16 protein-coding genes are annotated in these 14,414 nt (G+C 32.2%); 5 read left to right on the top strand and 11 right to left on the bottom strand.

What is annotated here, in order from left to right; all coding sequences use genetic code 11:
* Positions 1–39 precede the first annotated feature (39 nt).
* Genes hemE through hemA form a run of 4 tightly spaced genes read right to left on the bottom strand, consistent with a single transcriptional unit; the run spans position 40 to position 3,913 of the window.
* Positions 40–1,068: a uroporphyrinogen decarboxylase gene (gene hemE, locus B4E95_RS05330; RefSeq protein ID WP_286478747.1), complete on the bottom strand. Its 1,029-nt coding sequence runs from the start codon at positions 1,066–1,068 to the stop codon at positions 40–42.
* Positions 1,055–1,732, bottom strand: coding sequence for a uroporphyrinogen-III synthase (locus B4E95_RS05325; protein WP_291090536.1), 678 nt, complete (start codon positions 1,730–1,732; stop codon positions 1,055–1,057). The genes hemE and B4E95_RS05325 overlap by 14 nt, the downstream gene beginning before the upstream one ends.
* Positions 1,732–2,658 carry a hydroxymethylbilane synthase gene (hemC, locus tag B4E95_RS05320; RefSeq protein WP_280051036.1) on the bottom strand — a complete coding sequence of 309 codons (927 nt, stop codon included), beginning with the start codon at positions 2,656–2,658 and terminating at the stop codon, positions 1,732–1,734. Before hemC ends, B4E95_RS05325 begins: the two co-directional genes overlap by 1 nt.
* Positions 2,659–2,665: 7 nt before the next feature.
* Positions 2,666–3,913 carry a glutamyl-tRNA reductase gene (gene hemA / locus B4E95_RS05315; RefSeq protein ID WP_038332101.1) on the bottom strand — a complete coding sequence of 416 codons (1,248 nt, stop codon included), beginning with the start codon at positions 3,911–3,913 and terminating at the stop codon, positions 2,666–2,668.
* 241 nt (positions 3,914–4,154) lie between these two features.
* Here hemA and B4E95_RS05310 point away from each other — a divergent pair, with 241 nt between their 5' ends.
* Positions 4,155–4,988 carry a helix-turn-helix domain-containing protein gene (locus tag B4E95_RS05310; protein WP_286500299.1) on the top strand — a complete coding sequence of 278 codons (834 nt, stop codon included), beginning with the start codon at positions 4,155–4,157 and terminating at the stop codon, positions 4,986–4,988.
* Positions 4,989–5,069: 81 nt separating this feature from the next.
* Positions 5,070–6,122, top strand: coding sequence for an endonuclease (locus B4E95_RS05305; protein WP_291090534.1), 1,053 nt, complete (start codon positions 5,070–5,072; stop codon positions 6,120–6,122).
* A gap of 52 nt (positions 6,123–6,174) precedes the next feature.
* Here the strand turns inward: B4E95_RS05305 and B4E95_RS05300 are convergent, their stop codons facing one another.
* From B4E95_RS05300 to ruvB, 7 genes are all read right to left on the bottom strand, one after another.
* A complete protein-coding gene (locus B4E95_RS05300; protein WP_291090532.1) occupies positions 6,175–6,690 on the bottom strand; it encodes a hypothetical protein in 516 nt (171 codons plus the stop codon).
* Between the two features lie 29 nt (positions 6,691–6,719).
* Complete coding sequence (locus B4E95_RS05295) at positions 6,720–7,214, bottom strand: hypothetical protein (protein ID WP_291090530.1); 495 nt, start codon at positions 7,212–7,214, stop codon at positions 6,720–6,722.
* Complete coding sequence (locus B4E95_RS05290; RefSeq protein WP_291090528.1) at positions 7,204–7,629, bottom strand: hypothetical protein; 426 nt, start codon at positions 7,627–7,629, stop codon at positions 7,204–7,206. The genes B4E95_RS05295 and B4E95_RS05290 overlap by 11 nt, the downstream gene beginning before the upstream one ends.
* 97 nt (positions 7,630–7,726) lie before the next feature.
* Positions 7,727–8,407, bottom strand: a complete 681-nt coding sequence (locus B4E95_RS05285) for an SH3 domain-containing protein (protein ID WP_291090526.1) — start codon at positions 8,405–8,407, stop codon at positions 7,727–7,729.
* A gap of 60 nt (positions 8,408–8,467) precedes the next feature.
* Positions 8,468–9,415: a tRNA epoxyqueuosine(34) reductase QueG gene (gene queG / locus B4E95_RS05280; protein WP_291090523.1), complete on the bottom strand. Its 948-nt coding sequence runs from the start codon at positions 9,413–9,415 to the stop codon at positions 8,468–8,470.
* Between the two features lie 175 nt (positions 9,416–9,590).
* A complete protein-coding gene (locus B4E95_RS05275; protein WP_291090520.1) occupies positions 9,591–9,881 on the bottom strand; it encodes a DUF1272 domain-containing protein in 291 nt (96 codons plus the stop codon).
* A 113-nt stretch (positions 9,882–9,994) separates the two neighbouring features.
* Positions 9,995–11,032, bottom strand: a complete 1,038-nt coding sequence (gene ruvB, locus B4E95_RS05270) for a Holliday junction branch migration DNA helicase RuvB (protein WP_038332085.1) — start codon at positions 11,030–11,032, stop codon at positions 9,995–9,997.
* A 108-nt stretch (positions 11,033–11,140) separates the two neighbouring features.
* Between ruvB and hemH the strand changes: the two genes are divergently transcribed.
* The 3 genes from hemH to B4E95_RS05255 all read left to right on the top strand — a co-directional run bounded on the left by hemH (position 11,141) and on the right by B4E95_RS05255 (position 14,384).
* Positions 11,141–12,124: a ferrochelatase gene (gene hemH / locus B4E95_RS05265; RefSeq protein WP_038332082.1), complete on the top strand. Its 984-nt coding sequence runs from the start codon at positions 11,141–11,143 to the stop codon at positions 12,122–12,124.
* 80 nt (positions 12,125–12,204) lie between these two features.
* Complete coding sequence (locus B4E95_RS05260; protein ID WP_038332080.1) at positions 12,205–13,305, top strand: DUF3078 domain-containing protein; 1,101 nt, start codon at positions 12,205–12,207, stop codon at positions 13,303–13,305.
* A gap of 26 nt (positions 13,306–13,331) precedes the next feature.
* The gene (locus B4E95_RS05255; RefSeq protein ID WP_291090516.1) at positions 13,332–14,384 is read left to right on the top strand and encodes a DUF3078 domain-containing protein; all 1,053 of its coding nucleotides are present in this window, start codon (positions 13,332–13,334) and stop codon (positions 14,382–14,384) included.
* The last annotated feature ends 30 nt before the right edge of the window (positions 14,385–14,414 follow it).

Genomic DNA, 14,414 nt, shown 5'->3' with positions numbered 1-14,414 from the left:
CACTTTTGAGACAGCTTCTTTCTTGTTATATCGAGTTTCTTAATCTCTTTTATAATTTACAACTGCTTCTATAAAAGCTTGTGCATTTTCAACTGGAATATTTGGTAAAATTCCGTGACCTAAATTGGCAATATATTTATAAGGACCAAAATCGTCAATCATTTCTTTTACCATTTGCTGAATAGTTTCTGGTGGCGATAACAAGCGAGAAGGATCAAAGTTTCCTTGTAACGTCTTTTTGAAGCCTGTAAACTCACGCGCTAATTGTGGCGTAATTGTCCAATCAACACCCAAAGCAGAAGCTTTAGAATCGGCCATTTTCTCTAAAGCAAACCAACAACCTTTTGCAAAAACTGTTACAGGAACCACTTTAGAAACTTCGTTCACAATTTGCTCAATGTATTTCCAAGAAAATTCGTCATAATCTTTTGGCGATAACATTCCACCCCAAGAATCAAAAATCTGAATCACATTTGCACCATGTTCCACTTTTTTCAACAAATATTGAATCGTAGTTTGAGTGATTTTTTCTAACAATTGATGCGCAGCAACTGGATTTTGAAAACAAAAACCTTTCGCTTTGTCAAAAGATTTAGAACCTTGTCCTTCTACTGCATAACACAACAACGTCCATGGAGAACCTGCAAAACCAATCAACGGAATATTATTGTCCAACTCTTTCTTAGTGATATCCATCGCTGCATAAACGTAACCTAACTCTTCTTCAACATCAGGAATATAAACTTTTTCTACATCTTGAGCTGTACGAATAGGATTCTCTAACCACGGACCAACACCTGGTTTCATCTCGAAATTCATTCCCATTGCTTGCGGTACAACCAAAATATCCGAAAAGATAATTGCTGCATCCAACGGAAAACGACGAATTGGTTGAACTGTAATTTCAGCCGCTAATTCTGGCGTTTGACAACGTGTAAAGAAATCATATTTATCTCTCAATTCGATAAATTCTGGTAAATAACGTCCTGCTTGACGCATCATCCACACTGGCGGACGCTCTACCTCCTCACCTCTCAATGCTTTTAAAAGCAAATCATTTTTTATCATTGATGTATTTTTTTATATTTTCGATAACCACTTCCACCAAAGGTGTTTGTGCAGTTATAATTTCATGATTTGGATAAACTTCTTGTATCGTAGAAGTTGTTGTATTTCCGATTGTAAAAATACGCGAACTTTCCGATATTTTATTTTGTTGATGAAACGCTTTGAATGATAACGGACTAAAAAAAGCATACGCATCAAAAGTTTCATTTAATTGATAAACAATCTGTTCTGATTGATATGTAATAATTTGATTGACTTCTTGATTTGCTTTTGACAATTCATTTACCAACAAATCTCGGCGCGAAGAACCGCACAAGAAATTCCATTTCGGAGAATAATTTCCTGAAATCAATTTCGGAGCTAAATCTTCTGCATAATCTTCAATCAACACAACCTCTCTGTTTTGTGCTTTTAGTTTTTCTGCCGTTTTTTTTCCAACAACAAAAAAATGACCATTCAATTCCAATCCTTGAATGGCATTTACTGTATTTTGACTCGTCACGATAAATTGATGAACGGATTCATCAATCTGTGCAGAAATTTCATTCTTCGAAGTCAATTCGATTTGTAAAGTTGGTTTGCAAACCACCTCAACATCAGCTCCGAATTCTTTTTCAAGTAATTCAGGAGAAATTAACTTCGTGAATAAAACCTTCGTTCGCACTATTTCGTTCCGATTTCTTTTTTAATTTCTTCAATCATTTTTGCTGCACCTTGCGCAATACATTCTTCAGCAAATTCACGACCTTTTGTCAAATATTCATCTGCTTTAAATTGTCTTTCGATTGAAATCATTTCTTGTCCATCAATTGATAAAATTGCTCCTTTGAACGAGTAATTTTCTTCATCAATTTTCTCAACTAATGCTCCAATTGGCGCTGTACAACCACCTTCTAATACATTCAAGAATTGACGTTCTACTGTTGCAAAAAGTTCACATTGAGGATTATTAATATCACTCAAATCCAAACCTTCTTTGGCTACAATTCCTAAAATTCCTTGTGATGGTGCAGCAATCATCCAATCAATCACTTTATAATGAAGACCTTTTTCTGCCAATTCATCTAAAATTTCTGAACGATCCAAACCTGCAAAAGCAAAAACAGCTCCGTCCCAATCTGCATTATCTTGCAACTTTTTCAGACGTAATTGCACATTTCCACGTAAATCTACAATCGTATCATTTGGATATTTATGATTCCAAAATGCTTTACGACGCAAAGATCCAGTAGCGATAACACGATGTTTTTTCTCGAAAATATCTTCCGATTTGTACACCAAAATATCCGCAGAACTTGCGCGTTCTGGATATGCAATCAACTCTAATTTTTCTGGTAAAACAGTTGGCACATCTTTCAACGAATGAACCGCAATATCTACTTGATCATTCAACAAAGCAATGTCCAATGAACGCGTAAAAACACCTGTTAAACCTAATGAATAAATGGGTTGTTTTAGATTTGCATCGCCTTCAGAAGTAATCGGAACGATTTCTGTTGGATGACCTTTTGCCTCAAGAATAGAAGCAACTTTATTGGCTTGCCAAAGCGCTAACGGACTTTGACGTGTACCAATTTTTATTGTTTTCATGATTGTATTAAGCTTGTTTTAAATGAAACATTTTTTCGATTAACTGAATTGTTTCGTCTGCGTTTTCTTTATTTTCGATCAAATAAGAAGCAAACTGATTTGTAATTTTCTGAATTACTTTTTCAGTTAAAATCGTTTCATTTTCGTCAATGTTTACATTATCTTTTTTCAAGTTATTTAAAGCAAAACTCTGAAAAAAGTCTAATCTATCTTTGAAAGATTGAATAGCTGGAACCAATTCTCTGGTTTCTAACCATTCGTAAAACTCTGTAGAATGCTCCTCTATAATTGCCAAAGCTTCTGGAATTGCATTGCGACGTTGCGCAATAGTATCGTCTACCATTTTAGACAATCCATCCACATTTACCAATTGTATAGATTCGCGAGCAGCCAACGTATGAATTACATTTTCTGGAACTGACATATCAATAATCGTCATTTCCTTATCGAACGGAATCATTTCTTCTGTAATTGTGTAATTACTTGCTCCCGTTGCAACAATTAGAATATCTGTTTTTTGTAATTCTTCTTTTAATTCGCTGTGATCTTTTACGGTAATATCATATTTCAATCCAAGAACTTCTGCCTTTTCTTTTGTACGATTGATTAACGTAATGTTTGTATTTGGATAATGTTTGACCAAATTAGCGCACGTATTACGACCAATTTTACCAATTCCGTACAACAAAATATTTTTGTCGACCAAGTTTCCTTGCGTTGCTTGAATAAAATTAACCGCAGAATATGCAACCGAAGCAGAACCGTTACTTAAGAAAGTTTCGTTCTTTACTTTTTTACTAATTTGGATCGCAGTATTTACCAAACGCTCTAAAAAAGCATTTGATGCACCTTGTTTTTTGAAACGAGAAAACCAAATTTTGATTTGTCCTATGATATCAAAATCACCTAAAATCTGACTTTCTAATCCCGACGAAACGCGGAATAAATGTGTAATCGCTTCTTCTCCTTCTTTTACCATCATAAATTGACGGAATTCATCTGCATTACCTTCTGTATATTTACAATATTGCTCAACGATTTGATCTTCGTTTTCTGCAAAACCATAAAATTCAGTACGATTACAAGTTGATACAATAAAAAAGTTTTCTAAACCATTCGTTTTAGAATCTTGTGTAAACGTTTCAACTTGTTCCGGGAAAAATGTAAATTTACCACGTGTAATGGCGTCAGCTTTTTCATAACTGATTCCGATTACGTAAAAATTTTCTTCCGTTTTATTACCTCTAATTGCCATTTCTTCAAATACTGATACAAAAGTAGTTTCAAAACTCTTCGAAAAATAACTTTAAAAAGAAAAAATAACGCTAAAAATTAAAGTTTGCTTTTTTAGAATAATTATAAATTAAAGGTTTATATTTGTATGTAAACCATTATAAAGAGCGAAGTTGACAATTATCACGTTTTTTATATGACAAACCTCATCATTCGAAATGGATTTAAAAAATACCCATAAAAGTAAAATTAACGAGTATAAATTGTCAACAGACGTATTTATCGCTCAGATAGACAACTTTACAGCTTCTACAGACACGATTCTGAAAGGAATTGACAAGCGTTATATACAATTCTATTTTTGTACAAAAGGTTCACTGACATTTAATTTTAATAATGGTATTTATAAAATCAATTTGAACGAAGGAAAAAGTTTTTTGTTTTATTATCCAACATTAGACATTCCATTATCGTTAAATATAAATGCCGAAAGTAAGGTTTATATTGTGGTTTTGTCTATTCAGAAATTACATCAATTGTTTGCAGAATATCAAATTCAGAATAATTTGATTTCGAGCATGACGCAAGAGAAATTTTATATTGAACGTGAAATTGGTCCAGCGATAAAATTAGTTTTGAATCAAATTGAACAAATGAAACTTTCTCCACAATTTCAAAATTTATTTTTGATTGGAAAAATGTACGAATTGTTCACGCTTTATTTTTCTGAAATCGAAAGTCAAACCGAGCATTGTCCTTTCTTGAATGATGAAAATGAAGGAAAACGAATCAAAGAAATCAAAGATTATTTATTAGCTGATTTTAAAAATCCACCAACAATCAAACAACTTTGCGAAAAATTTTCGATCTCGGAATATCATCTGAAAGAAGGTTTCAAAGAACTATATGGAACAACTGTTTATGGTTATTTATTGGATAAAAAACTGGAATATGCGTTGCATAAATTAGAAGAAAATCAACAAATGGTAAAAGATATTTCGTTTGAAATTGGTTACGAAAATCCATCACATTTTATATCAGCATTTAAGAAAAAATACGGTTTAACACCTAAGCAATACATCAAACAATTTCAATAAAAACTTTAAGAATTGTTAATCTTAATATCATTTATTAACTATTTATAAATACTTACTTTTGTTAAATATTTATAAATAGTTATGCAAAAATTTTTACTTCTTTTATTTCCTTTTGCCGCTTTTGCGCAGCAACCCGACTATTATGAAGGGATTGATTTTAAACAAAATGGAAAAACGATAAAGGAAGAATTACACGATTTAATCAATGCTACGCATCATGCAGTTAGCTATACTCCTGGAGTTTGGAATATTTTAGATAAATCTGACTTAGATTTAGATTCGAAAGGTCGCGTTTTATTGATTTATGGTTTTACTGATAATTCTACTGTTTATGCTGAACAGCGTACACGTGATGTAAATAACAAAAACAATACTGGCGGAAATGCAAATGGAAAATGGGAACGCGAACATGTTTTTCCAAAATCATTAGCAAATCCTGTTTTAACGACTAATAATCCAGGAACAGGTACAGATGCGCACAATTTACGTGCAGTTGATAGACAATTAAATTCGACAAGAAGTAACAATACTTATCGTGAAAAATGGGCACAAGATGTGACAGGGCAAGCCAAATTAATCAATGGCGGTTTTTATCCAGGTGATGAATGGACAGGAGATGTGGCACGAATTATTATGTATATGTATGTACATTATGGGTTGGAAACTGATCCGCAATTGGTTGCGTACAACAACACAACAACAACCAATAATGATGGAATGCCAGATATGTTTCTGAAATGGAATGTACAGGATAAAGTATCTGAATTTGAAAAAGTGCGAAACGAAATTATTGCCGAAACGCAAGGAAGTCGAAATCCATTTATTGATAATCCGTATTTAGCAACGTTAATTTGGGGCGGAGATAAAGCCGAAAATACTTGGGCGGAATTATCTGCGAACGATTACAATTATCAACAAACGCTTGTAGAAGTTTTTCCAAATCCAACAACAGATAAGGTAAAAATTAATGCGAAGAATTTTGATTATGTGAATCTATATGATTTTAATGGTCGTTTGCTTGGAATTGAATTAGGTTCGGAAGTTAATTTGAAAAATTATCCAGCTGGTATGTATATTTTATCTATTCACCTAAAAGATAGAAACATCATCACAAAAAAAGTGATTAAGAAATAATTTTAAATAAAAAATTCCAACTCTAAGAGTTGGAATTTTTTGTTTATTTATTTTAACAACCTTCGTTATACATCACATCAAAAGAAGCTACTTTATCATTTACCAATTTGAATTGTAATATTGAACCTGCATCTTGATCTTCTACATTAAAATAACGAAAAGTCTTTGTTCTTTTATCCGTTTTATCATCATAACCATCATAAATAGAGATATTCAAGTTTTTGTATTTCGACAATAATTCATCTAATGAAGAACCAACTTTAATTCCAGACAATGTTTTAAGGCTCGAATCTGTCGATTTCACGCTATAAACAGTCAAATTATTAGAACCATTTCCATCTCCGTTCGATGTTAAGCCAACTTTATAGGTTACGCCTTTCGAAACAATTGTCAAATCGTCTTCTGGATAACCGTATTCATTTAATTTCAATTTGAATTTTTGTCCAGTTAATTTCTCTAATTCAGACAATTTCATTCCAAGTTTTACGTCATTAATACGAGTTGTAGAAACTTGCGCTTGCAAAGCTATTCCAGCTACAAAAGCAGCTATAAAAAACATTTTTTTCATTTTTATGTATTTAGGTTTTAATCATTATTTTAAAGTGTACATTCTTCTGGATTATAAGAACTCAATCCTATTGTTGTTATAATTTCATTTTTCAAAGAAAAAGTCAATATTACACCATTTTCTTTATCATCAATTCTAAATTCTCTGTTATTATTATTCGATTTATCCAACAACACATTGTATTTCGACGAATAAGCTTTCCATAAATCCTCCAACGTACTGCCAATACCAATTCCAGATAAGGTTTTGATGTTTTTACTTGTTGTCGAAATAGAACTTAAATAGGTGTCATTTTCTGTTTTGCTCAAATAACCACTTCTTATTTCGATTGAGTAATCAATTCCTTTTAAAGTGATATTCGTTTCTCCTTCATCAACAATTGCAGCAGGTTTTTTACCTAACAATTTTAATACTTCGGACGGACGCATTCCAATTTTCAACTCATTCATTCGTGTTGTAGAAATCTGACCAAATCCAACTACCGAAAGCAAGAAAAATCCTACTAAAGCTACTTTAGTCCTCATAAATATTATTATTTAAATATCCCGATTCATTCAACAAAACCATTTTTACGACTTTATTATTTTTCAAATAAAAATCTAATGTACATCCATTATCAAGATCATTTATTGCAAAAGCTCTGACCGATTTTGTCTCATCATCTTCAAAAATATCTTGCACAGAAATATCATATTTTTTGTACGCTTTCCATAAATCATCCAACGAACTTCCAATTTTTATTCCTGATAAAGTCGAAAGTTTAGTGCTTACAGACGAAACTGTATACACTTCGAATTGTTTTGTTTTCAAATTTTTATAGTACGAAATATGATATTTAATTCCATTCAACTCAATGTCCTGTTCAGGCATTTCAGCATTATTCACATCATAAAGCGCTAATTTATTTGGTGTTAAAGCCGCAACTTGTTTTTGTGTCATTTCGTACGAAATATCTCCAAACTTTGAAGTCGTTACTTTTTGAGCAAATATTATCGAAGTAAATAGCAAAAAGCATCCTAAAATTGAAAAAAATCGACTAAGCATAAGCATTAATTTGAGCAATATGTTTTACAATTTTTCCTTTATCCAATACCCAAAGCGCATCATAAACTCCAGCTCCATCGCTATATGTCCCAAACAAATAATATTGATTTAACTCTTTATTGTAAGTAAGTTTTGTAGCTGACAAATTCGCATTATATAAATTGGTAAAATATTCTTTTGGAATGATAATGTCTTTTCCTTTGAATGATATTTTAAACGATTTGAATTCTGTTTGAGGAATCATTCCGTCCGAACCAAGAAAATCTTTTTCATCAATCGCATAAACAAAATCACCTTCCTTGAAAATTTTATGCTTTTTTGAATTAAATGTTTGCGTTTCGAGCTGAATAATATAATCTGCAATCGAAAATTCTATTTTAGAATCATTTACTGAAGTTGGTGAAATTGTTTCAAAATCTTCTAATTTTTTGATTCGATCATGGTAAACATAACCTGCTTTTTCAAGTTGATATTCGACCAAATACCATTTCGAATTTTCTTCATCAGAATCAATTGGATAAATAGAATTTGAATTGACTTTAGCAACTATTTTAGACGAAGTATTTTTCTCATCTCTCACATTTGAAAAACCATCTTTATCTTGGACAATCCCAAATTGAGCTTGCGCAAAATAGCTTAAAAAAGTAGTAAGAATGAATAAACTTTTTTTCATTTTTTGATTCGATTTTCTTGAAGTAAAGCTAGCAAAATCTAAACCAAAAATTTTCACGAATTATAGTGATTTTACAAAATCGATATTTCTTTTCAAACCATCAAATTTTGTACGTTTTACGGGCGATTTTTTAAAAATTTCACGAAAAACATCTTCCGTAATTTCTTCCCAATCTTTTTTCGAGAATTGATTAATTTTCTCATGACCAACAAAACGAGTTTCTTTCGTTGGCAACGAAAAACGATTCCACGGACAAACTTCTTGGCAAACATCACAACCAAAAATCCAATCATCAAATTTCCCTTTCATTTCGGTCGGAATTTGATCTTTCAATTCAATTGTATAATACGAAATACATTGACTTCCATTCACTGTTTTATTGGGTAGAATTGCCTCTGTTGGACAAGCATCAATGCAACGCGTACACTTTCCACAATGATCAGTTTCGATTGGAGAGTCATAGGCTAGTTCCAAATCAATAATTAATTCGGACAAAAAGAAAAACGACCCTTTTTGTTTGGACAACGTCAAGGAATTTTTACCAACCCAACCAATTCCAGCTTTTTTCGCCCAAGCGTGTTCCAAAATTGGTGCTGAATCGGTAAAAGCTCTTCCGCTCACCTCTCCTATTTCTTCTTGAATAAAATCTAATAATTCTCGCACTTTTTCCTTCACGACAAAATGATAATCTTCGCCTTGCGCATACATCGCAACTTTGTAAGAATTAGGATTTCGATCTAAATCTTGGTAATAGTTATACGCCAACGAAATCACAGATTTTGCTCCTTCTACCAAAATTCGAGGTTCCAATCGCATATCGAAATGATTTTCCATATACTGCATTTCGCCATGAAAATCATTCTTCAACCAAGCTTCTAAATGAGGTGCTTCTTCTTCCAAAAAATCAGCCTTTGCTATACCACAAGAAATAAATCCCAACGCTTCAGCTTTTTCTTTGATGCATTGGGACCATTTTATTTTGATATGTTCTTCTGTTTGAAGGAGCATTAGTTAATTCGTAATTATGAATTTATAATTATTATATCGACGAAATTAAATTTTGTCATTCTGAATGAAACGTTAGTGAAATGAAGAATCTGAGATTCCTCCTAACATCGGAATGATATTGTCATGTTGAACTCGTTTCAACATCACATCTTATTTAATTTTTCCTAAATTGAGATTAACGATTTTCAGGTAAAATATCTTTAAATTCTTTCTTTAAATTCTCAAATTCTGTTAGATTAACTTTTTTCAACACAATTTGCGTAGATGCAGGATATTTAGATAAATATTTATTTGGACGAATAGGTCTTGGAGTAAAATTACCGCTACAATTCGGGCAAACATTTTCCAAAATATTATCAACGCAATCTTTGCAAAAAGTACATTCAAATGTACAAATCATCGCTTCTGTTGAATTTGGCAATAAATTCTTTCCACAATTTTCGCAATTAGATCTTAATTCTAACATAAAATATTTTTAATGATAAATACTATTCTCTTTTAAGATTCCTCCTAACGTCGGAATGACAACGAACTTAGAACTTAGAACTTAGAACTTAGAACTTAGAACTTAGAACAAAATTACAAATCAAATAAATCGGTTTGAGGTGAATTTTCGCCACGATATTTTACGCCAATATGTTTGAAAGCTTTTTCTGTTGCAACACGTCCACGCGCAGTACGCATCAAATAACCTTCTTGAATGAGATATGGTTCGTAAACTTCTTCCAATGTTCCACCATTTTCTCCAACTGCTGTTGCTAAAGTTGTAATTCCGACTGGTCCACCTTTAAATTTCTCTATGATCGTTGATAAAATTCTGTTATCCATTTCATCTAAACCATTGTCATCAACTTTCAAGGCTTTTAGAGAAAATTCGGCAATTGATAAATCAATTTTTCCATTTCCTTTTATTTGTGCAAAATCTCGCGTTCTTCTCAATAATGCATTTGCAATACGAGGAGTTCCACGACTACGACCTGCAATTTCTATCGCCGCTCTTTCGTCAATTGGTGTGTCTAAAATACGAGAAGATCGCTCAACAATCGTACTTAATAATTCGACATTATAATATTCGAAACGGAAATTAATTCCAAAACGAGCACGAAGTGGCGCAGTTAATAAACCAGAACGTGTTGTTGCACCAATTAATGTAAAAGGATTCAAACCAATTTGAACCGAACGAGCATTTGGTCCAGATTCGATCATAATATCAATCTTAAAATCTTCCATTGCCGAATACAAATATTCCTCAATAACAGGAGACATACGATGAATTTCATCAATAAAAAGCACATCATTTTCTTCCAAATTAGTCAATAAACCAGCTAAATCACTTGGTTTATCGAGAACTGGTCCAGAGGTAATTTTGATTCCAACGCCTAATTCATTCGCAATAATATTTGCCAATGTCGTTTTTCCCAAACCTGGAGGTCCGTGCAACAAAACGTGATCTAATGCTTCGCCACGAAGTTTAGACGCTTTTACGAAAACTTCTAAATTCTCTAGAATATGCGCTTGTCCAGCAAAATCATCAAAACTTTGCGGACGAACAGTATTTTCGTGATTTAGATCGTCGTCTGGATAAAATTCTTTATCAGGATTTAATAAATCTGACATAAAATGATGATATAAATTATAATGATGATATTACGAAGGACAAATTAAATTATCCTCCGTACTTTTACACCTACAAAGAACGCAATATTTTTTTAGATAAAAAGAATTATGAGCAAAGGAATATTATTAGTGAATTTAGGTTCGCCCGATTCTACAAATGTTGAAGACGTAAGAACTTATTTACGCGAATTTTTAATGGATAAGAAAGTTTTGGATTCTCCTTGGATTATTCGTAAAACTATTGTTGAATTATTTATTTTACCAAAAAGACCCGAAAAATCTGCTGAAGCTTACCGAAAAATTTGGACAAAAGAAGGTTCTCCTTTAATTGTTTACTCTAAAATTTTGAGAGATATGGTACAAAAACAAATGGATATTCCAGTTGTTTTGGCAATGCGTTACAAAAACCCTTCGATAGAAGCTGGTTTACAAGAGCTTTATGACAAAGGAGTTCGCGACATTTTGGTTGTTCCTTTATACCCTCAATACACGATGTCTTCTACAGAAACTGTTGCGGATAAAGTGCTTGAAATTCAGAAAAAAAGTTACAAAGACACTAAGATTAATTTCTTGAAAGCTTTTTACAATCATCCAGATTATATCAAAGTTTTAGGAGATTCTATCAAAGAAAATTTACCTGAAGAATACGATAAAATATTATTCACTTATCATGGAATTCCAGAGCGTCATGATAATAAAGCACTTCGTGCTGCGAAAATTAGTAAATTACCAATTGAAACTTATCGTAATCAATGTTTTGAAACAACAAGGTTATTAACTGAATATCTACAATTACCAGAAGATAAATACACAACATCTTTCCAATCTCGTTTGGGACGTGATCCTTGGATAAAACCATATACAGATTATGTATTGGAAGAGTTTCCTGAGCAAGGCGTGAAAAATTTAGTTGTTTGTTCACCTGCCTTTGTTGCAGATTGTTTGGAGACTTTGGAAGAAATTTCGATGGAAGGACAAGAAGAATTCTTAAAAGCTGGTGGAGAACAATTTACATACATTCCATGTTTGAATGATCGTCAAGAATGGGTGGATACATTAGTGAAATGGTTGAAAGGTTGGCAAAATAATTAAGAAAGGTTTTTAGCCTTACAAAATAAATTAGATATCTTTGTTTGGAATTTTTCAATTTTAAACAAAGATATTTTTTTAAAATGAGACTAATTTTCTCAATTATTTTTTTAGTCCTATCACTTTTTAGTTCGGCTCAATTTTTAGATACCAGTGGAAATCTAATTATTGATGGTCGAAAATATCTGAAATCTAAAGTGGATACTACAGGACGAAAATCGGGTTGGGAAATTTATGGTGCAAATACCTTAACCGTTAATCAGAATACCTTTTCCAATTGGATGGCAGGAGGTGAAAATTCGGTTTCACTGAATGCAAAAACTGATTACGAATTCAATTTCCGAAAGAAGAAACACTTTTGGGACAATCGTTTTATTTTTGAGTATGGTTTTTTAGATAATAAAACCAATGGAACACGTAAAACTGCTGACAATCTAAATATCACAACTTCTTATGGTTATTTAATTAAAGAAAAATGGTACCTAACCTCATCACTTAATATTCGTTCACAGTTTTCTGCGGGTTTCAATTATGGAACAACTCCAAAAACAAAACTATCAAATTTGTTTGCGCCTGCATATGTAACAATTGGGGTCGGTGCGAATTATACGCCAAATTCTAATTTTTCTGTCAGTTTTCAACCTTTAACATCAAGAACAACAATTGTTGCAGACAAAGATTTGCAAAAGAAAGGAACCTATGGTTTGCGAAATGATGGCGATACGTTTCTTTTCGAAGTTGGTGCATATTTAGGTGGACGTTATAAGGTAAAACTTTTTGATAATGTCACTTACGATAATAATATTGGAATTTTCTCTAATTATTCCAACAAATTTTATAACCTCGATATTGTGTATGCAGGATTGTTAGATATGAAAATTAATAATTTTATGTCCACGCAATTAACCATTAATTTGATTTATGATGAAGATCAAGTTGCGCAAACACAGTTTAAACAAGCTCTTGGGATTGGCTTAACATATAAAATAGACAGTACTAAGAAAAAAGATAAGAAGAAACGTCGAAAGAAGGAAATTCTCCCATATTTCGATACATCTGGCATTTCTCCTGTCAAATTACCTAGAATAAAACTGGAGAAGCAAAACTATGATCAAGTTTTTGATAAAAATACAATTGACGAAAAATCAACGTATATTAAATCAGAATCCATATTTTTGGAATAAAATAACTATTAAATCAACCAATCTATATGAAAAAAATTTTATTTGTATTAGCAATTTTAGGAAGTGCTACAACTTTTGCGCAAACAGTAAAAGATGGTAAAGTAGCTACTGACAGTAAGCGTTATTTAAAAGATCAGAAATTTGATGGTCGTCAACCTGGCTGGTTTGTTTCAGGAAATAATTCACTTTTATTTTCTCAAAGTGCATTCAGTAATTGGGTTGCGGGAGGTGTAAATTCATTTGCGCTGAACGGAAGTTTAGATTACGAATTTAACTTGACAAAAGAAAAGCATATCTGGGATAATCGTGTTGTTTTGGGATACGGAATCCAGACTAACAAAGGCGAAAGTTCTCGCAAAACAAATGATGTTATCGACTTAACTTCTTCTTATGGTTACAGCATTGGAAATCATTGGTATTTAGCTGCCTCTATGAATTTTCGCACACAATTTACAGATGGTTTTGATTATTCAACAGATCCAAAAACGAAGATCTCAGGCTTGATGGCTCCAGGTTATCTAAGTTTAGGTTTGGGTGTGGATTACAAACCAAACGAAAATTTCCAAGTTAATATTCATCCATTTACACCAAGAGTTACATTTGTTTTAGACAAAGATTTACAGAAAAAAGGAAACTTTGGACTTAAAAATGATGGCGATAAAACATTATTCGAATTTGGTGCATATTTAGGTGCGCGATACAAACTACAAATTATGGAAGGAATTTCTTATGATAACCGTGTTGGAATTTACGCTGATTATCTGAAAAATTTCGGAAATATGGACGTTGCTTATCAAGGAATTTTGGATATGAAAGTGAACAAGTTTGTTTCGGCACAAGTAAGTTTAAATTTACTGTATGATGAAGATCAAATCAAGAAAACACAGATTAAACAAACACTTGGAATCGGATTTAATTACAAATTTGATAACACGCCACCAAAAGTAGAAGAAGCGCCAGCAACTGCATTTATACAAGAAGCGCCAATTTTCGAAGAAAAAGAAGAAACTGTAGAAGTGGCAACTAACATTCTGAAAAAGGAACCAATTCTTAATGAAACAAAATTAGTCGCTCAATAATATTTTCAACCTGCTTTTAATAAGCAGGTT

Origin of the sequence: Empedobacter sp. UBA7494 (genome assembly GCF_002478465.1) — a bacterium.
Classification (GTDB): Bacteria; Bacteroidota; Bacteroidia; order Flavobacteriales; family Weeksellaceae; genus Empedobacter; species Empedobacter falsenii_B.
This window is presented reverse-complemented; position numbering and strand designations above follow the sequence as displayed.